This window comes from Microbacterium sp. RD1, assembly GCF_052220165.1.
Classification (GTDB): Bacteria; Actinomycetota; Actinomycetes; order Actinomycetales; family Microbacteriaceae; genus Microbacterium.
Window position 1 is genome coordinate 137,338 of sequence record NZ_JBQPOL010000004.1, and the last position, 19,277, is coordinate 156,614.

14 protein-coding genes are annotated in these 19,277 nt (G+C 71.3%); 7 read left to right on the forward strand and 7 right to left on the reverse strand.

Features of this window, described 5'->3' with window-relative positions:
* Positions 1–54 precede the first annotated feature (54 nt).
* Both ACTU3I_RS17375 and ACTU3I_RS17380 read left to right on the forward strand, forming a co-directional pair.
* Positions 55–363 (forward strand): winged helix-turn-helix transcriptional regulator, encoded by a 309-nt coding sequence (locus ACTU3I_RS17375; RefSeq protein ID WP_442926980.1) that lies wholly within the window; start codon positions 55–57, stop codon positions 361–363.
* A 44-nt stretch (positions 364–407) separates the two neighbouring features.
* Positions 408–1,604 (forward strand): glycoside hydrolase family 3 N-terminal domain-containing protein, encoded by a 1,197-nt coding sequence (locus tag ACTU3I_RS17380; RefSeq protein WP_442926981.1) that lies wholly within the window; start codon positions 408–410, stop codon positions 1,602–1,604.
* Here ACTU3I_RS17380 and ACTU3I_RS17385 read toward each other — a convergent pair whose 3' ends face one another.
* The 4 genes from ACTU3I_RS17385 to ACTU3I_RS17400 all read right to left on the reverse strand — a co-directional run bounded on the left by ACTU3I_RS17385 (position 1,605) and on the right by ACTU3I_RS17400 (position 5,120).
* Complete coding sequence (locus ACTU3I_RS17385) at positions 1,605–2,492, reverse strand: 3-methyladenine DNA glycosylase (protein ID WP_442926982.1); 888 nt, start codon at positions 2,490–2,492, stop codon at positions 1,605–1,607.
* Complete coding sequence (locus ACTU3I_RS17390; RefSeq protein WP_442926983.1) at positions 2,489–3,202, reverse strand: SOS response-associated peptidase; 714 nt, start codon at positions 3,200–3,202, stop codon at positions 2,489–2,491. The genes ACTU3I_RS17385 and ACTU3I_RS17390 overlap by 4 nt, the downstream gene beginning before the upstream one ends.
* 209 nt (positions 3,203–3,411) lie before the next feature.
* Positions 3,412–4,452, reverse strand: coding sequence for an App1 family protein (locus ACTU3I_RS17395; RefSeq protein WP_442926984.1), 1,041 nt, complete (start codon positions 4,450–4,452; stop codon positions 3,412–3,414).
* A gap of 5 nt (positions 4,453–4,457) precedes the next feature.
* Positions 4,458–5,120, reverse strand: coding sequence for a DedA family protein (locus ACTU3I_RS17400; protein WP_442926985.1), 663 nt, complete (start codon positions 5,118–5,120; stop codon positions 4,458–4,460).
* A 42-nt stretch (positions 5,121–5,162) separates the two neighbouring features.
* On the opposite strand from ACTU3I_RS17400, the gene ACTU3I_RS17405 reads away from it, so the two are divergent.
* From ACTU3I_RS17405 to holA, 5 genes are all read left to right on the forward strand, one after another.
* Positions 5,163–6,470: an anthranilate synthase component I family protein gene (locus tag ACTU3I_RS17405; RefSeq protein ID WP_442926986.1), complete on the forward strand. Its 1,308-nt coding sequence runs from the start codon at positions 5,163–5,165 to the stop codon at positions 6,468–6,470.
* A gap of 60 nt (positions 6,471–6,530) precedes the next feature.
* Positions 6,531–9,110, forward strand: a complete 2,580-nt coding sequence (gene leuS, locus ACTU3I_RS17410; protein WP_442926987.1) for a leucine--tRNA ligase — start codon at positions 6,531–6,533, stop codon at positions 9,108–9,110.
* Between the two features lie 99 nt (positions 9,111–9,209).
* Positions 9,210–9,818, forward strand: coding sequence for a helix-hairpin-helix domain-containing protein (locus ACTU3I_RS17415; protein WP_442926988.1), 609 nt, complete (start codon positions 9,210–9,212; stop codon positions 9,816–9,818).
* A complete protein-coding gene (locus tag ACTU3I_RS17420; RefSeq protein WP_442926989.1) occupies positions 9,815–12,139 on the forward strand; it encodes a ComEC/Rec2 family competence protein in 2,325 nt (774 codons plus the stop codon). The genes ACTU3I_RS17415 and ACTU3I_RS17420 overlap by 4 nt, the downstream gene beginning before the upstream one ends.
* Positions 12,140–12,148: 9 nt before the next feature.
* Entirely contained in the window at positions 12,149–13,186 is a 1,038-nt protein-coding gene (holA, locus tag ACTU3I_RS17425) for a DNA polymerase III subunit delta (RefSeq protein ID WP_442926990.1), read from the forward strand.
* 51 nt (positions 13,187–13,237) lie between these two features.
* On the opposite strand, the gene rpsT is transcribed toward holA, so the two are convergent.
* From rpsT to ACTU3I_RS17440, 3 genes are all read right to left on the reverse strand, one after another.
* Positions 13,238–13,498 (reverse strand): 30S ribosomal protein S20, encoded by a 261-nt coding sequence (rpsT, locus tag ACTU3I_RS17430; RefSeq protein ID WP_442926991.1) that lies wholly within the window; start codon positions 13,496–13,498, stop codon positions 13,238–13,240.
* A 111-nt stretch (positions 13,499–13,609) separates the two neighbouring features.
* Positions 13,610–14,329, reverse strand: a complete 720-nt coding sequence (locus ACTU3I_RS17435; RefSeq protein WP_442926992.1) for an alpha/beta fold hydrolase — start codon at positions 14,327–14,329, stop codon at positions 13,610–13,612.
* A 73-nt stretch (positions 14,330–14,402) separates the two neighbouring features.
* Positions 14,403–19,175, reverse strand: a complete 4,773-nt coding sequence (locus ACTU3I_RS17440) for an ExeM/NucH family extracellular endonuclease (protein ID WP_442926993.1) — start codon at positions 19,173–19,175, stop codon at positions 14,403–14,405.
* Positions 19,176–19,277 lie beyond the last annotated feature (102 nt).

Below are 19,277 nucleotides of genomic sequence, written 5' to 3' on the forward strand. Positions count from 1 at the left end.
TGGAGCCACACCGACGAAGCGGAGTGCCGACATGCGAGCCGAGTCTTGGAGGTCGTGGGGCAGCGCTGGTCTCCGAGCATCCTGCTCAGTCTCGGGCGCGGTGCCGAACGCTTCAGCGACATCATCGCCGCGACCCCGGGCATGTCCGCACGTATGCTCACCCTCCGGCTCACGCAGCTCGAAGCCGCGCACCTCGTCGAGCGTGTCGTCATCCCCACGACGCCGGTCACCGTGCGCTACCGGCTCACCTCCCAAGGTGCTGACCTGATCGAGGCGCTTCATCCGATCGCCGGCTACGTGCAGCGATGGGAAGGCTCTGCGGATGGCGTGTCCCGCGATCGCCAAACGACGCACGGGGCGTGAGCCAGCGCGCCTGCTTTTCCGCGCCGTCCGCGTAGGCTGATGCGATGAGCCGCCGGATGCTGACCGCCGCCGGTGTGACGGTCACTGTCATGCTCGCGCTGTCGCCGCACGCTGCCGCAGCGGCCCCGGCTCAGTCGGCCGACGCGGAGGTCACCGTCGTCGCGGCGACTCTGGATCCTGCCGATGCGCGTTCGCGTGCGACCGAACGGGTGCGCGCCATGACGCTGCCCGAGAAGGCGGCGAGCGTCGTGATGGGCCATATCCCGACGACCGATGCCGCCACCGCTGCCTCGTACATGGTCGCGAATGGTCTGGGCGGATTCATCCTCATGGGCGCCAACGTGCCACGCGACGAACCGGCGCTGCGGGCGCTCACCGCGGCGCTGACGCCGGATCCCCGCTTCCCGCCCCTCCTCGCGATCGACCAGGAGGGCGGAGACGTCTCACGGCTGCCGTGGGACGCGTTCCCCGCCGCGAGAACCCTGAAGGACGCACCGGCCGACGCGGTCCGCGACGCGTTCGCGGGTCGCGGAGCGCTCGTTGATCGGGCGGGCATCGGAGTCAACTTCGGTGTCGTCGCCGACGTGACCGGCGACCGGTCGATGTTCATCTTCCGACGGGCGCTGGGAGTGGATCCGGTCGGCGCCGCGGAGCGTGTGGCTGCTGCCGTGGCGGGGGAGGGCGGGCAGGTCGCGTCGACGCTGAAGCACTTCCCGGGGCACGGTGCGGCGCCGGGTGACTCGCACGCGGGGATCCCCGAGACGGCCATGACGAGGGATCAATGGCGTGCCACAGATGCGGCGCCCTTTCTCGCCGGCATCGACGCCGGCGCTCCGCTGCTGATGTTCGGGCACTTGCGCTACACCGCTGTCGACTCCGCCCCCGCGTCGCTGTCGGCCGAGTGGCACCGGATCGCCCGCGAAGAGCTCGGGTTCGAGGGCGTCGCGGTGACGGACGACCTCGGGATGCTGCAGGCCTCGGGTGAACCGGCCCTCGCCGACCCGGTCGCGAACGCCGTCTCCGCCCTGGCCGCCGGAAACGACCTCGTGCTGTCGGTGATGTTCACCGACGCGGGCTCGGCGAGTCGCCTCGTCGAGGGCATCGTCGCCGCCGTCGAGTCCGGGGTGCTCCCCGCGGAGCGGCTCGACGAGGCTGCGACACGCGTTGCGGAACTCCGGTTGGCGCAGGCGGACGCCGGCAGCTCCTTGGTTCCGTGTGCGGAGTGCGCGCCGGCCGGCTGATCAGTCGAGGATCGCGAGCAGCTTCCTGCGGAGTGGAGCCGCACGTGTCGTGAACCCTCGCTGCTGGCGGACATACTCCGCCTTCCCCACAGCGGTCTCGATCGGTATCGCGTCGTACCCCCACGCGGAGAGGTCGTACGGTGAGGCGCGCATGTCGAGCAGACGGAGGTCGCGGGCGAGCGTGAACGCGTCCAGCAGTACCTCGCCCGGCACGAGGGGGCCCAGCTTGATCGCCCAGCGATAGAGGTCCATGCCGGCGTGGAGGCACCCGGGCTGCTCGAACGTCGCCTGGCGGTCCCGCGAAAGGGCATCGCGGTTGCGCGGCGCGGCATCCGGAGTGAAGAAGCGGAATGCATCGAAGTGCGTGCAGCGCAGGTCATGCGCCTCGACGACGGCGTCCGTGCCTGCCGCACCCAGGCGCAGGGGCACGTCGTGCCGAACCTCGGGGGCGCGGTACGCCATCGCCCATTCGTGGAGGCCGAAGCATCCGAACGAGGCCGGTCGTGCTGCCGTGACGACGAGGAGGTTGCGGATGGCGCGCACCAACGGCGCCTTCTCGGTGCGGAAGGCGTGCGCATCGACGCGGACGCTTCCCGGCTCGGTACCCGGGAGATACCAGCGCCACGACGCCCGCTCCGGCGCATCGAGGAGCACCGTGTGCGAACCGGGATGCCACCGGTGAAGTCGGGAGGGGCGATACGAGTAGTACGTGAAGAGGAAGTCTTCGACCGGGTGCGTCTGACCGCGGGCTGCCCGTGCCCGACGCCCCGCCGTCAGGGTCTGCGCCCGGTCCTGATGCTGTCGTTCGCGCGCGCGCCATTGTCCGGGGTCGAGAACTGTCGTCTCGGTGTCGTCGAGCGGGGGCACCTCCCGAAGCCGGGCGCTCACTCGTCGACGGGCTCGATGAGCTCGGGTCCGTTGTTTCGCACGTTGCCGACGGCGCGGGAGACGGTGTGGTCTTCCAGGGCGTCGGCGATCGCCGGGGCGGCGTCGATGGCGGCATCCAGCACGTCACGCACGTTGTCGGTGCTCGGGTCCAGCCACGCGTCGGCGTGGTCGGGGTCCATGAACAGCGGCATCCGGTCGTGGATGGAGCCCAGCCGGCCGATCGAATCGCGAGTGAGGATCGTGAAGCTGAGCATCCACCGCGCCGGATCGTCATCCGGCACCGCCGGGTTCTTCCACCACTCGTACAGGCCGGCGAAGAACATTGGCTCGCCGCCGGCCGGGTGGATGAAGTGCGGGACCTTGCCGTCGTCGGTCGCCTTCCACTCGTAGTAACCGGTGGCCGGGATCACCGCGCGACGCTTCTCCAGCGCGCGACGGAACATCGGCTTGTCCTCGACCTCTTCGCTGCGCGCGTTGAACGCCCGGGCGCCGATCTTGGGATCCTTCGCCCACCCCGGGACCAGGCCCCAGCGCGCCACTTCTAGCCGACGGGTGGGCGGGTCGGTCTTCGCGGAATCCAGGACGATCGCTGCAGAGTCGGTGGGCGCGATGTTGTACGACGGGGCAGGAAGATCCTCGGCCTCGACGTCGACGCGCAGGACGCCCACGAGCTCTGACCCGACGTTGGCTACGACGAAGCGACCGCACATGTTCCCACCGTACGCCGGGGTCCCCTCACCGGTCCCGAGCGAGCCGCGACGAGGCGCGGAACGGCCGCCTGCGCAACTCCTCAAATTTCGGACCCGCGTGAGCCGGCACCCGCGCCATCGCGCGGGAGGGCGCGCGACCCGAGCGCGATCTTGAGGAGTTCCGCCGCGCGCCACGAGCGTGAGCGAGGGCGCGAGGCGGGATCCGCAGGTCAGCTCCGCGGCTCGCTGGCGACGACTCCCACGTCCTCCAGACGCTCCAGAAGGCCGGCGCCGTCGGATTCCGTCACCCAGGGCACGTTCGCGGCGGAGTGATCGTCGACCACGGTCCGCCCGCCGGCCAGAACCGCCTCGGCGGGGGACAGCCGTCTGATGGCGACGGCGGCGACCGATTCCGGATGCTCCGCGGCGAAGCCGGTGTAGATCTCATCGTCGTGCTGCCCGTCGTCACCGACGAGGAGCCAGCGGATGTGAGGGAACTCGCTCGCGAGCCGGCGGAGGTTGCTCGCCTTGTGGTCCCGACCGCTGCGGAACCAGCGGTCGTGGGTCGGGCCCCAGTCGGTGAGGAGGATCGAGCCCGGGGGGAAGAGGTGCCGCCGGAGGAAGCGGATGAGTGTGGGGGCGACGTTCCACGCGCCCGTGGACAGGTACAGCATCGGAGCGCCGGGGTTCTCGCGCGTGAGCCGCTCCAGCAGCACCGCCATCCCGGGGACCGGCTGGCGGGCGTGTTCGTCGACGACGAAGGAGTTCCACGCCGCGAGCAGCGGACGGGGGAGCGCCGTCACCATCACGGTGTCGTCGACATCCGAGACGATGCCGAATCGCACGTCGGAGGCGACGATGAACACGCGCGTCTCGACGGGATCGCTGCCCTCGACCGACATCTCCACCGTCTGCCATCCGGGTTCGAAGCGCCCGGGGACGACGGTGTCGACGACGCCGCCGCGATCGGCGACGACGTCATGGACGACGCCGTCCACCGTGATCCGCACCTGCGCGAAGCCCACCGGGACGGCCACGAAGCTCCGCCAGCCCCGCACACTCGCGTACTCGCCGGAGGAGGGCTTGCGCGCCGGCGGGGCGATCAGGACGCGGCCGACGACGCGCACCCACTCCTCGCCCCCGTATCCCGGATATCCCATGACCTGCGCGCGGAGGCCGCGGGCGCGCGCGCGACGCTCGCGCCAGGAATGGGCTCGGCGCTCCAGACGGGCGAGCCAGAGCACTTTGGTGCGAGAAGGGGGGACGGGCATCCCCCCTAGTGTTCCACGTCCTCGGAGTCGGTGCCGTCGAGCGACCGGCGCTCGAGGCGCGCGATCACCTTCTTGCCGACGTATGCCAGCACGAGGAACGCCGCGATCACGCCGACGAACACATAGCCGGCGAAGTGGATCGTCTCGCTCAGCTCCCGGTACGTGCCCGCAGCAATCGACGCCACGGAGACGTAGAGCGTTGCCCACACCACGCACGCCGGAGCCGTCCACGCCAGGAAACGCCGGTACGGGTAGTCGCTCATGCCGACGGTGAGCGGGACCAGTGAGTGCAGCACCGGCAAGAACCGCGAGAGGAAGATCGCCACACCGCCGCGGCGGCGGAGGTACCGCTCCGAACGTTCCCAGTTGCGCTCACCGATCCGCTGACCGAGCCTCGACGCCCGGATGCGAGGACCGAGGAATCGGCCGAGCCCGAAGCCGATGCTCTCGCCGATCAGCGCGCCGACGACGACCGAGACGCCCAGCGCGACCCCTTCGCCGGGCGAGGCGACCGCCGTCGCCGCGACGATGACCACCGTGTCGCCCGGGACGATCAGTCCGACGAGGATGCTCGTCTCCAGAAGGATCGCCAGCCCGGCCAGCAGCGTGCGAACGACGGGGTCAACGCTCTGCACGGCGTCGAGAAGCCCGGTCAGGATCTCGTTCACGCGCAAGAGCCTAGAGCCGCGCACCCCCTCTAGCCTGAGAAGGTGCCGCAGCAACTCGACTCCGTGCCGCTTCGCGATGGCGTCGACCCCGGGGCCGTGTTCGCCGAGCTGAGCGCGCGCCATCCCCATACGTTCTGGCTCGACGCCGGTCCGGATGCGGCGGAGGGATGGAGCTGGGTCGGCGCCGGCACGCCGGAGCCGGACGGAAGCGGCGTCCGCGCCGTGCGCGTCGACCAGCATTCCGGGAACGGGGACGTCGGCCCCTTCACCGGCGGATGGGTCGGCTGGGTGGGGTACGAAACAGGCGCGGCGGCCGCGGGTGCACCGGTCGCAACCGCCGGCGGCGGAGCCGTGCCGGCGGAGCTGTGGCTCCGCGTGGACGATCTGTACGCCTTCTCCCACGCGACAGGGCGCGCGTGGGCGCTCTCGCGCACCGGCCGGGCGCGGGAGCACGCCTCGCGAGCGGATGCCGCCCCCGCTCTCGCCGCGCCTCCCCCCGCGAGGCCCGCCCGCGCTCGAGCGCGACACCGGCCGGACGAGTACGCGGCCCTGATCGAACGATGTCGCGCGCACATCCGGGAGGGCGACGCCTATCAGCTGTGCCTGACGACCCGCTTCGAGGTGGCCGGCGCGGTCGACCCCCTCGCCGCGTACGAACGGCTCCGGGCGGCGACCTCGTCCCATCACGGCGCGATGATCCGCAGCGGCGACGCGGCGCTCCTCAGCGCCAGCCCGGAGCGCTTCCTCGAGATCTCGGGCGGCGTCGTGCGGACGCATCCGATCAAGGGCACCCGTCCACGCGGCGGGGATGCGCCGGGGGATCGCGCTCTCGTCGACGAGCTCCGCGCCGACCCGAAGGAGCGGGCGGAGAACGTCATGATCGTCGACCTGATGCGCAACGACCTCTCGCGGGTGAGCGTCCCGGGCTCGGTGCGCGCGGAACGGCTGCTCGAGGTGGAGACCTACCCGACCCTCCACCAGCTCGTCAGCACCGTCTCCGGGACGCTCAGCCCCGGCACGACGCTCGGCCACGTCCTGGGGGCGGCCTTCCCCGCCGGGAGCATGACCGGCGCGCCGAAGCTGTCGGCGATGACGATCCTGTCGGAACTGGAGGAGAGGGAGCGCGGGGTCTTCGCAGGCTGCTTCGGTTGGGTCGGCGACGACGGCGCCGCCGACCTCGCCATGGTGATCCGCAGCATCGTCACGTATCCCGGCGGCGCCTACATCGGCGCAGGAGGCGGGATCACATGGCGCTCCCGCGCCGCCGCGGAGGTCGCCGAGGTCGGTCTCAAGGCCCGGGCGCCGTTGGCCGCGGTGGGTGCGCAGGTCCCTCCCGGCTGGGACGGATGAGGGTCCGCTAACCTGGAAGACGCGCTCCGGCGCCTCTCCCGACATCCAGATTGGCTTTCCGTGTCCCAGATCAGCACGCCTTCCACCGCTGCCGACAGCGGTGGGTTCGACCCGCACGAGATCCAGCGGAAGTGGCAGGCGCTGTGGGCAGAACGCGATCCGTTCCGCGCGGGCGACGACGCCGATGCGCGGCCGCGCAAGTACGTCCTGGCGATGTTCCCCTACCCGTCGGGCGACCTGCACATGGGGCACGCCGAGAACTACCTCTACTCCGACATCGTGGCGCGGTTCTGGCGTCACCGCGGGTACAACGTGCTGCACCCGATCGGCTGGGACTCCTTCGGGCTCCCCGCCGAGAACGCCGCCATCCAGCGCGGGGCCGACCCGGTGGAATGGACCTACGGCAACATCGCGCAGCAGAAGCAGAGCCTGCACGACTACGGCGTGTCGTTCGACTGGAACCGGGTTCTGCACACCAGCGACCCCGAGTACTACCGCTGGAACCAGTGGCTGTTCCTGAAGCTCTATGAGCGTGGCCTGGCGTACCGCAAGGAGAGCCCCGTCAACTGGTGCCCGTTCGACCAGACGGTGCTCGCGAACGAGCAGGTCGTCGACGGCCGCTGCGAGCGTTGCGGCAACGAGGTCGTCAAGAAGAAGCTGACGCAGTGGTTCCTCAAGATCACCGACTACGCCGACCGCCTCCTCGACGATCTGAACCAGCTCGAGGGCTTCTGGCCGCAGAAGGTCATCCAGATGCAGCGCAACTGGATCGGGCGATCCGTGGGCGCCGACATCGAGTTCGAGATCGAGGGACGCGAGGGGACGGTCACGGTCTTCTCGACGCGGCCCGACACGCTGTACGGTGCGACCTTCTTCGTCGTGGCGCCCGATTCCGACCTCGCTGCCGAGCTCGTGGCCGGGGCGTCCGCCGAGGCCCGTGTGCGGTTCCAGGACTATCTCGATCGCGTGCAGAAGACCACCGACATCGATCGGCAGTCCACCGACCGCCCCAAGACCGGCGTCTTCCTCGAGCGCTACGCGATCAACCCCGTCAACGGCGAGCGGCTGCCGATCTGGGCTGCCGACTACGTGCTCGCCGACTACGGCCACGGCGCGGTCATGGCCGTTCCCGCGCACGACCAGCGCGACCTCGACTTCGCGCGGGCGTTCGATCTGCCGGTGCGCGTCGTCGTGGACACCACGGCGCCGGTGACCGGCGCGATCCCCGTGATCGATCTGGACGAGGACGGCGTGCCGATCGACCCGGTCGGCGACGCGCTCGACGACCTCGACCCGGTCCGCACCGGGGTGGCGCTCACCGGTGAGGGCCGGATGATCAACTCCGGGCCGCTCGACGGTCTGTCCAAGCGCAACGCGATCGCTCGGGTCATCGACCTGCTCGCCGCCAAGGGGCTCGGTCGCGCCGCGAAGACCTACCGCCTGCGCGACTGGCTCATCTCCCGGCAGCGCTTCTGGGGGACGCCCATCCCGATGATCCACACCGAGGACGGGCGCACCGTGCCCGTGCCGGAGGAGCAGCTCCCCGTGCAGCTGCCGTCCGTCGACGGACTCGACCTGTCGCCGAAGGGCGCGTCACCCCTGGGCGCGGCGGCGAGCTGGGTGCACACGACCGATCCCGAGTCGGGCGCGTCGGCGCGGCGGGACCCCGACACGATGGACACGTTCGTCGACAGCTCGTGGTATTTCCTGCGCTTCCTCTCCCCGGGCGACGAGAGCCAGCCCTTCGTCGGACGCGAGGCGGACAAGTGGGGCCCGGTCGACTTCTACATCGGCGGAGTCGAGCACGCGATCCTGCACCTGCTGTACGCGCGGTTCGTGACGAAGGCCCTGTTCGACATGGGGATGGTGGAGTTCACCGAGCCCTTCTCGAACCTCATCAACCAGGGGATGGTGATCCTCGGCGGCTCCAAGATGTCCAAGAGCAAGGGGAACCTCGTCCTCTTCCAGGAGGAGCTCGACGCCCATGGGGCCGACGCCCTTCGTGTCGCCCTGGCCTTCGCCGGGCCCGTCGAGGACGACAAGGACTGGGACGACGTCTCCACGACGGGCGCGGCGAAATTCCTCGCGCGGGCGCTGCGCGTCGCCTCCGACGTCGACAGCGACCCCGATGTGGTGTGGGCCGAAGGCGATGCCGCGCTTCGTCGCGTCACCCATCGTCTGCTCGCGGACGCCCCGGGCCTCGTGGAGCAGACCAAGTTCAACGTCGTGGTCGCGCGCCTGATGGAACTGGTGAACGCCACCCGCAAGGCGATCGACTCCGGTGCGGGCGCTGCGGACCCCGCCGTGCGTGAGGCAGCCGAGGCGACGGCGATGATCCTCGACCTGTTCGCCCCGCACACGGCCGAGGAGATGTGGCAGATCCTTGGATACGAGCCCTTCGTCGGCCTGACGACCTGGCGCTCGCCCGACCCGACGCTCCTGGTCGAAGACAGCGTCACCGCTGTGGTGCAGGTCGACGGCAAGGTGCGCGGCACCCTCGAGGTCCCGGCCCGCATCGACGCCGCCGAGCTGGAGGCGCTCGCCCGCGCCGACGCCAAGGTGCAGCGGGCCCTCGGCGACCGGGAGATCGTCCGGGCCGTCGTGCGCCCGCCGAAGGTCGTGAGCTTCGCGACGAAGTAGGCCCGTGCTCGTCCTCCCCAAGCGTCCCCGGCGGCGCCGCGTCCACAGATGAGCGGCCGCCGCCGGGAGAGGGCCGGATGCCACGCCTAGCGTGAGCGGGTGACCGAGGCGTCGGGAAAGCGGGGGGCTCGTCGGTGGGGTGCGGGCGCGGTCGTCGTCCTCGTGCTCGCGGTCTTCGCCGTCACGGTCGCCGTCGGGCTCTTCCGCGGGTCCGCCGGCAGCGCGGAACTCGTCCCTGTCACCGCGTCCCCGGCGGCATCCGGACAGCCTGCCTCTCCCGAGACCGAGGTCGCCTACGTGCACGTCGCAGGCGCGGTCGCCGCTCCGGGCCTCTATCCGCTCATGCCGGGAGCACGCGTGGCCGATGCGGTGGCGATGGCCGGCGGCTTCGCTCCCGATGCCGATCGTGCCGCGGTGAACCTCGCCCGCGCGGTTCAGGACGGCGAGCAGATCCTCGTCCCCGTCGTCGGGGCGGCGCCCGCTCCGCCCGTATCCGCCGACGCGGGGGGCGAGGGCGCGCCGCTGGACCTGAACACGGCCGACGCGGCAGCGCTCGATACTCTGCCCGGCATCGGGCCGGCGCTGTCGGGCCGGATCCTTGCGTGGCGGGAGGAGAACGGGCCGTTCGCCAGCGTCGACGATCTGCTGGCCGTGCCGGGGATCGGGGAGAAGCTCGTGGCGGGGCTTCGCGATCTCGTCCGCGTATGACGGCGGCGGTTCGCGGCGTCCGGTTGGTCCCGGTGGCGGGGGCGGCCTGGGCGACGGCGGCATTCGCCGTGCTGATTCCGGATGCGGCGGCGGCAACGGCGGCCGTCCTGTGGGGCGGAGCCGTCGTCGCGGCCGCTCTCGCCGTGCGCCGACCCGCCACCGGTGCCGTGGTGATCGCACTGACGCTCGCCGTCGCCGGCGGCGTATCCGTCCAGGTGGCCGTCGCCCAGCCGGCCCGCGCGAGCGTGTCGGACTCGGTCGGCACCGGCGGGCGCGCGGTGCAGATCACCGGCGAGGTGTCCGGACGGAGCGATCGCGCACCGTCCGGGGATGTGTGGTTCGACCTCGCCGCGCGCAGCGTCGCCATCGGCGGCCGGACGATGCACACCAGCGTGCCGGTGCGTGTGGGAGTGCCGGTCGACGGAGCCTGGGCAGCGGGCATGCCCATCGGGGCAACCGTCACGCTGCGCGGTGTCGCGTTCCCGGCGAGCCCCGGGGAGCGTGCGACCGTCGTGGTGAGGGCGGACGGGGAACCGCAGCTCCTCGTACCGCCGCCGGGCCTGTGGGGCGCTCTCGCCACCCTGCGCTCCCGGCTCGCGGATGCGGCCGCGCGCCTCCCCGGTCCGGGAGCGGCGCTCGTCCCCGGTCTGGCGGTAGGGGACACCTCCGCGGTGACCCCCGCTCTCGAGGAGTCGATGAAGGCCGCATCCCTCACGCATCTCACCGCCGTCTCCGGCGCGAACTGCGCGATCGTCGTGGGGCTGGGCTTCGGCGCCGCGGCTCTGTGTCGCGCACGGCGCGCGGTGCGGATCGGGGCGGGCCTCAGCACGCTCGGCGTGTTCGTGCTCCTCGTGACCCCGGAGCCCAGCGTCGTGCGTGCCGGCGCGATGGCTGCCGTCGCCATGGTCGGGGTCGGGGTCGGGCGCGTGGGCAGCGGCGTGGCGGTGCTCTGTGCGGCGGTGAGCGTTCTCTTCGTCCTCGATCCGTGGCTCGCGCTCAGCCTCGGATTCGCGCTGTCCACGACGGCGACGGCGTCACTCCTTGTGCTCACGCGCCCGATCGGGACCGCGCTCGGGCGCGTGATGCCGGTGCCGCTGGCGATGGCGATCGCCGTGCCGCTTGCCGCTCAGCTCGCGTGCGGGCCACTGCTCATCCTGGTCGACCCGCACGTCCCGGTCCTCGGGGTGCTGGCGAACCTCCTGGCGGCGCCGGCCGCCCCGGCTGCGACGGTCGCGGGCTTCTTCGCCTGCCTGGCCGCCCCGGTCCCCGTCATCCAGGACGCACTCGCGGCTGCGGCATGGGTGCCGTCGAGCTGGATCGCGGGCGTGGCGACGACGATCGGCGCACTTCCCGGTCAGCGCCTGGCGTGGGTCGACGGTCCGCCCGGCGCCGCGCTCCTCGCGGCGCTGGGCGTCGCCGTCGTCGTGGCGCTCCTTCCGCTGCGCGCAGCAGCCGCCCGGCGCTGGCGCGCCGTGCGGGCAGCGGCGGTCGTGGCGGTCGTGACGTCCCTCGCCGTCGGCGTCGGCCAGGTCGCCCTCATCGGCGTGGCAGCCCCCTGGACGGTGCCCACCGCGTGGCAGATCGTGGTGTGCGACGTGGGTCAGGGTGACGCAGTCCTCGTCCGCGCCGGTGACGCCACGGCTCTCATCGACACCGGCCCGGCGCCGGAGCCGGTGGCGGAGTGTCTTCGTCGATTCGGTGTGACGTCGCTGGATCTCCTCGTCCTCACCCACTTCGACGCGGATCACTCCGGCGGTGTCGACGCGGTACGCGGTCGGGTCCGAACCGTCCTGCACGGCCCGCCCGACGTCGACGGCGCTCGAGCCCTCGCACTTCTCGAGAGCGGCGGCGCCAGGCTGTCCACGGCATCCGCCGGTCAGGAAGGAAGCATCGGACCCGCACGCTGGCGTGTGCTGTGGCCGACCGACGGTGTGCGCCTTCCGGGCAACGACGCGAGCGTGGCCCTGCGGATCGACGGCTCGGAGATCCCGTCGATGCTGCTTCTCGGCGATCTGTCCGCGGAGGCGCAGATCCGCCTCCGCGCCGCCCACCCGCCCGGGCGCGTCGACGTGGTTAAGGTCGCGCACCACGGCAGCGCCGACCAGGACGACGCTCTCTACGAGATGGCGGACGCGGATCTCGCCCTCATCCCGGTCGGAGCGGACAACGACTACGGACACCCGCGCGAGACCCTGCTGTCACTGCTCCGGCACGTCGGAACGCGCATCGCGCGCTCCGACGTCGACGGGCACATCGCGGTCTGGCGCGACGGCTCCGGCCTGCACCTGTGGCGCGAGAAGAGCGTCGGGCCCGCCGGTTAGGCTGATCGCATGAGTCCGACCGCTCGCCGCAGCGCCCCCGCGAAGTCCCGGTCGGTCATCCCGCAGGTGTCCTGGCGCGCACCTCAGCCCGCGCCCGTCGTCCTCGTCTCCGGTCCTGAGGAAGTGTGCGCCGAGCGCGCCACCGCCGGGATCCGCGACTACCTGAAGGCCGAAGACCCGAGCCTCGAGGTCACCGACGTCCGGGCCGATGACTACGCCGCCGGCACCCTGCTCGCCGTCACGTCCCCGTCGCTGTTCGCAGAGCCGCGGCTCGTCCGCGTCGGCGGCGTCGAGCGCTGCTCCGACGTCTTCCTGAACGAGGCTGTCGCCTACCTCTCTCAGCCGCAGGAGGGGGCAACCGTCATCCTCCGTCACACCGGAGCCAGCGTGCGTGGCAAGAAGCTCCTCGACGCCATCCGCGCCGGTGAGGGCGGGGGAGTCGAGATCGCCTGTCCCGCCATCAAGCGGGACAGCGATCGCTACGACTTCGCCGCGGGGGAGTTCTCCACAGCTCGCAAGCGCATCGCTCCCACAGCGCTACGGGCGCTCGTGTCGGCGTTCAGCGACGACCTGACCGAGCTCGCTGCAGCGTGCCAGCAGCTCGTCGCCGACGTGCCCGGCGACGTCGACGACCGTATCGTCGAGCGTTACTACGGCGGCCGGGTCGAGACCTCCGCCTTCACCGTGGCGGACCTGGCGATCGCGGGCCGGTACGGCGACGCCCTGATCGCCCTGCGTCACGCCCTCGCGTCGGGCGCCGACCCCGTGCCGCTGGTGGCGGCTGTCGCCCTCAAACTGCGCACGATGGCTCGCGTGGCAGGCTCGCGCGAATCCTCCTCCGCCGCTGCCGCCCGCCTGGGAATGAAGGACTGGCAGGTCGATCGTGCCCGCCGGGACCTCGTCGGCTGGTCCGGGCCCACGCTCGCCCGCGCCATCCAGGCGACCGCCCGCGCCGACGCCGAGGTCAAAGGTGCCTCCCGCGACCCCGTGTTCGCTCTCGAGCGGATGATCACCGTCATCGCCACGCGAGCTCCGTTCGCGGCCTGACAACGCAGAAGGCCCGCCCCGCGAACGGAACGGGCCTTCGACGACAGCGGCTCAGAGAGCGGCAACCTGCTTTGCGATCGCGGACTTGCGATTCGCCGCCTGGTTGGCGTGGATGACACCCTTGCTCACGGCCTTGTCGAGCTTCTTGGCGGCTTTGGCCAGTGCCTTCTCGGCGGCGGCCTTGTCGCCGGCGGCGACGGCCTCGCGGGTGCGACGCACCTCGGTCCTCAGCGCGCTCTTGACGGCCTTGTTACGCTCGCGCGCCTTTTCGTTGGTCTTGTTGCGCTTGATCTGCGACTTGATGTTCGCCACGTTCGACGGCTCTTTCGTTCGGAGGTTTCGGATACTTGCCGGAAGGCGGGAGAGGGGCGCCGGCCGGCGGTCGTGAGGGCGAACCCACACGCAAGCCAATCACCGAGTCTATCAGTCCTGCTCGATCGTCGTGATCGCGAGGTTGAGGAGCGCGTTGAAGACCTCCGGGCGCATTGCGCTCACGAGATGACTGGTGCGCGGAACGACGAGAAGCTCGGCGTGCGGAGCCACCTTCTGGAACAGCCGCTCGTTGACCCGCAACTGGTCGTACTGTCCGTTCACGAACCACATCGGCACCCGGATCCGTCCGAGCGCGGCGAGCAGATCGAGCACCGAGAGGCTGCCGAGCGCGATGTCCTGCGCGTCGAACGCGTATCCGCCCGCGCCGAAGTCCCCTCGCGTTGCTTCCGGCAGCGTCTTGGAGAGCACGTACTGCGTGATCGCCATCCCCCGGTCGGGGAGACGATCGAAGCCGCGAGCCAGCATCCGGTAGGTCGCCAGGCCCACACCGCGCGGAATGGCCGTGCACGATGCGGCGACGAATCCGGCGATCGGCGGCGCCGCCGGCGCACCGGCATACTCGATGCACAGCAGCCCTCCCATGGAATGACCCACCAAAAGCACGGGGCCCTCGGCTGCCGCCGTGCGCACCGCCCGGTCGATCGTCGCGAATGCCTCATCGAGGGTGAACTCCTCGCCGCGGCGCGTTCCGTGCCCGGGGAGATCGACCGCGGTCACCGGGTTCCCTCGATCGTGGAGATAGTCGGCCTGCGCGCGCCACATGGTGGCGGATGTGCGGATGCCGTGCACGAGCACGACCTGTACCACCATGCTCCCAGCGTAGAGATGAGTGAGCGGGGTGCGGCGACGAACCTCCGCCGCACCCCGCCTCTCGCGCCGCGTCTCAGAACAGCGCGCGGACCCGGACCGTGCCGCTCGTCGAGCCGGTGACGGTCGCGGGGTCGCTTGGCACGAAGACCGCCGTGTAGGTATGCGTCCCTCGCGGGATCGTCTTTGGGAGTCGGTAGGTTGCGACGCCGTTTCGCACGCTGGCCGTACCGACGACCTGGGCGCCCTCCCGGAACTCTACCGTGCCGGTCGTCACCGCACCCGGAGCCCTCACGAGGGCGACGAGCGTAGCGGGCAGGAGACGGTTCAGGTGCACCGACGGAACCGCCAGCAGGCGGGTCGTCGATGCGACTGCGGGCTCGTCGCCAGCCAGCACGTCGATCGGGATCGTCACGACTGTCCCCGTCTCGGGGGCGGTGAGGGTCACGAGCACGGTGTCGCCGACGGCGGCGCCAGCGGGCACCGCCACGGGAACCGTGGTGGCACCCGACGTCACGGTGACCGTGCCGGCCGACGTTCCATCGATCGCCACCGCCAGCTGCGTGGTCTCGATCGCTCCGCGGCTCGTGAGGTTGAGGCCCGACACCGGCAGCGAGACCACTCCGCCGGCGGGACCCTCGAGCGGGGCCGCCACCGAGACGGCGTGCTTGGCGAAGGAGGGCGAGACGGGGGAGTTCTCGCCGAGGTAGTTCACCCACGCCTCGTAGTCGAGCAGGCCGGTGTCGACAGCATCCGCTCCCTCGGTGAACACGCGGAAGTTGTCACCTCCCGCGATGAGGAACGAGAGCGTGCCGACCCGGTACGGCGCGGCGGGATCGACCGGTACCCCGTCGACGGTGATGGAGGTGATGCGATCACCCTCGGGGCGGCTCGCGTCGAACGTGTAGGTCACATTGTCGGAGAGACCCAGCTGGAGGTACGGACGCGAGGGGATCGTGCCGTCGGGGTTGCGCTGCCACTGCTGCTCGAGCAGCGTGTCGAATTGCGCGCCCGTGAGCGTCACGAGGCCCATGGTGTTGTTGAACGGCAGAACGGCCAGCGCTTGCGAGTACGAGATCTGTCCGTCCTGCAGGCCGGGCACCGCTGTCGCGCCGAACTCGGCCTGGGTGTCGTACAGCTCCGCGCGCAGCCCTCCGGGGTTCGTGACGCCGATCTGAGCGCCGTCCGGGAGGTCGGCGAGGCTCGATCGGATCGACTCCGCGACGAGATTGCCGAGCGACGACTCGGAGGCGCGGTCGTCGCGGCTGCCTCCGGTCCATACGCCGTCGACGAACGCACCGCCGCCGAACGCGGTCGTGATGTCATCGGTGACGGCTCCCACCGGCTGGTTGCCGATCTCGGCCGCGTACGCGAGGGCATCGGTGACGATGCCGTTCACCTCGGCGACGCGCGGATAGGTCGCGATGAGGTCGGCCGCGGGGGTCGTGGTGCGCGCGACGTTCTCCTGCGTGTGGGCCGTGACCTCGCCCGTGGACGGGACGACCGACAGCGTGATCTTCCCGATGTTGGCGCCGTACGAACCGGTCTGGACGATCGGGCGCGTGCGGTCCGTGCCCGGGATCGCCGCCTCCCACGCGTACTCCTTGTGCGTGTGGCCGGTGAAGATCGCGTCGACGTCGGCGACGGTGTCGTTCACGATCTCGGCGAACGTCCCACCCGCGGCGAGCTCCTCGTCGAGGGTGGCGCCGTCCGGGGTGCCGGCTCCGGCCCCGTCGTGATACAGCGCGACGAGAACGTCGGCCTCGCCGTTGGACTCGTCGCCGTCCGAAAGGTCCGCACTCACGCGGTTCACCGCGTCGACCGGGTCGCCGAAGTCGAGATCCGCGACCCCCGACGGCGTCACGAGCGCCGGGGTCTCCTCCGTCACGGCACCGATCACGCCGACGACGAGCCCGTCGCCGATGTCGAGGAGCTCGTACTCGTCGAGCGCCGGCGTCTGCGTGCCCTTCTCATACACGTTCGCGCCGAGGTAGGAGAAGTCCGCCGCATCCGAGACGCGGCCGGTCAGATCGGCGAAGCCCCTGTCGAACTCGTGGTTGCCGACGGCACTGGTCTGCAGTTCGAGAGCGTTCAGGACGTCGATCGTCGGCTGGTCCTGCTGGACCGCCGAGGCGAACAGGGATGCGCCGATGTTGTCGCCCGACGACAGGAACAGCGCCGGCCCGGATGCGGCGGCACGCTGCTCCTCGAGCGTGCCGGCGAAATTGACCGTGTTGGCGTCGATGCGTCCGTGGAAGTCGTTGATTCCCAGGAGCGTCAGCTCGACGGGGGCCTCGGCGCCCGCCGACAGGCCCACCTTCACCGGATCGTGATCGCTCGAGCGGTACACGTCACCGGCGTGGAAGAGCGTGCCGTGGTAGCCGTAGCGGCTGTACTCCAGTGCGATCGACTCGCCCGAGTTGATGTTCCAGATGTCGGCCCCCGTCGCGCGCTTGGCCGCCGCGTCGTTGAGGAGGACATGATCGAGCGATCCGGCGAGTCCGTCGAACGAGTAGCTGGACTCGCCGAGCTCGAAGTGCTGCTCCGCGTCGACGTAGCCGGCGTCGTAGAGCACCTGCAGCGGGTCTTCCTGGCCATAGGAGTTGAAGTCCCCCGCGAGGAGCACGGACTCGGCGTCCCCCTGGATGCTGTCGACCCACGCGTCGAGCGCCCGCGCCTGTTCGACGCGGGTGAGGTTGGAGGCGCCCTGACCGTTGCTGTTCGCCTCCTGGTCGCCGGGGCGCGCGGTCGCCGCCGATCCCTTCGACTTGAAGTGGTTCACCACGAACAAGAACGCCTCGCCGCCACGGGCGGGTGCGAAGACCTGCCCGATCGGCTCGCGAGCCTGGTCGAACGCCTGCCCGGCGCCCGAAGCGGTGCCCAGAGCGCGCGCGTCGCCCACCGGGGAGACGAGCGCCGGCTGGTAGATGATCGCGTTCGTGATGACATCCTGCAGCGACGGGGCGGGCAGTTCATCGGATGACCGGACGTACGCCCACTTGGTCGACCCGGCGGCCGCGTTGAGCGCGGCGACGAGGGTGGCCGTGGCCTCATCTGCGGCATCCGCTCCGTCGACCTTGGCCGAGTTCTCGATCTCCATGAGACCCACCACCGCCGCGTCCAGGCCCTCGATCGCCGCGACGATCTTGCTCTGCTGACGCGCGAGGTCGTCCGCATCCCAGGCGCCGCGCTGATCGCAACCGGTGCGCACGGAGTTCTCCTGGCCGTTCGGCGCCGGGTCGTAGGACCGGCAGGCGGCGTTGTCGGTGCCGAGGGTGGTGAAGTAGTTGAGGACGTTGAAGGACGCGACGCTGACGTTGCCGCCCACCTCGGCCGGTGCCGGCGTACGGGGATTCGAGAAGGTGACGCCGTCGTCGGCGCCCGAGCCGTCGCCCACGACCTGCTGAGTGGGCAGGAAGCGCCACGCGTCGAAGTCGTAATGGACGATGACGGGCCGGTCGAACGTCGCCGTGCCGCCGACGACGAGCGGCTCGCCGAGGGAGACGAACGGGGGCGTCAGCGCGCTGTTGACCGCGTCGAGGAAGTCGGTGGCGGCGCCGTCGTCGAGGATCACGGCGCGGGCGGCGTTGTCGGCGGCGATCTCGGCGGCCGCGGCCGACCCCGCGTCGGCGGCATCCGTGGGCTGGCGCAGCGGCACGTCGCCGGCCGCGAGGCCGACCTCGCCGTACTGATTGGTCGAGAACGTGTCGCTGACGGTGAAGGTGCCCTGCGGCTGGACCAGCATCGACTCGATGCGCTCACGGCCGGCCTCGTCGGCGGGCCAGGCCACGCTCGCCGGCACCGGAGCAGCCAGCGGCTCGGTGAGCTTCTCCACCCCGCCGGCGGCGACGTCGAGGCGCGTGACGCCGAACTGCTCGGCCACCACCCCCGTGACGCGGATGCTGTCGCCGACGGCCACCTCGCCGACGGTCGCTGCGGAGGAGACGAAGACGGCGTCGGACGCCGCGTGCGAGTCATCGAGCGCTCCGCCGGTGCCGGCGGTCTGCACGACGTAGCCGGTCTGGTCGCCGAGCCCCGGATAGCGCGCGGTGACGACGCCCTCGGTGAGCACGGTCCGACCTACGAGCGGCGAGGTGTCTGCGGTGCCCTGGATGTCGGCGATCCCGGTCGGTACCGGTTCTTCGGGGTCGCCGGGGTCTTCCGGCTCGGTCGTATTCGGGATCGCCCCACCGCCGAGCGGCGTCGCCGCCGCGAGGGTGAAGTCCGCCGCGTTGTCCGCGGTGTTCGCGCCGGCGGTGCGGGTGATCGCCGTCGCGTTCGTGGTGGCGGGGGCGGGGCCCGCGCCCGCGAAGTCGCTCGCCGCGCCCCAGCCCACGAGGTCCGCCACCGGCTCCAGCTCGTCGATGCCTGTCGCCCCGGCGATCGCGGTCTCGGAGGTGACGAGGGCGACCTTACCCTGCGAGCCCGACAACGCGAGGCTGCCGTCGACGTCCGCCTCGAAGCCCGGCAGCGCGGTGTTCGCCCCCGGAGCCTCGCCCACGAGCACGGAGCCGCCTGCGGCGATCGAGATGTCTCCGAGGGGCGTGACCTGCCATGTACCCCCGCCCGATGACGCGTACTGGACGCTCCAGCCCGCGAGGTTCACGGGTCGGTCCGTGGTGTTCAGCAGCTCGACGAAGTCGCGATTGTGGGTGGCGCCGCTGTTGCCGCCGCCGCCGTAGATCTCGTTGATGACGACATCCGCCCCGGCGCTGACCGCTGCGCGGGCAGGAACGGCGGCGCCCAACCCCGTCAGCGCGAGGACGCCGGCGAGCAGGGCCGCGATGATCCCGCGGGTGCCTCCGGCAGCGCGTCGGTCAACGGGGACGGCGGGCGAGGGTTGCGTCACGGACTTCTCCTGTCTCGGCGAGCGACATCGCAGGCACCGCCGGACAGCGCCTGTCGTGGAGCGCCGGAGCGCTTCATGACAGGCGGGGGGTCGGGGGGACCT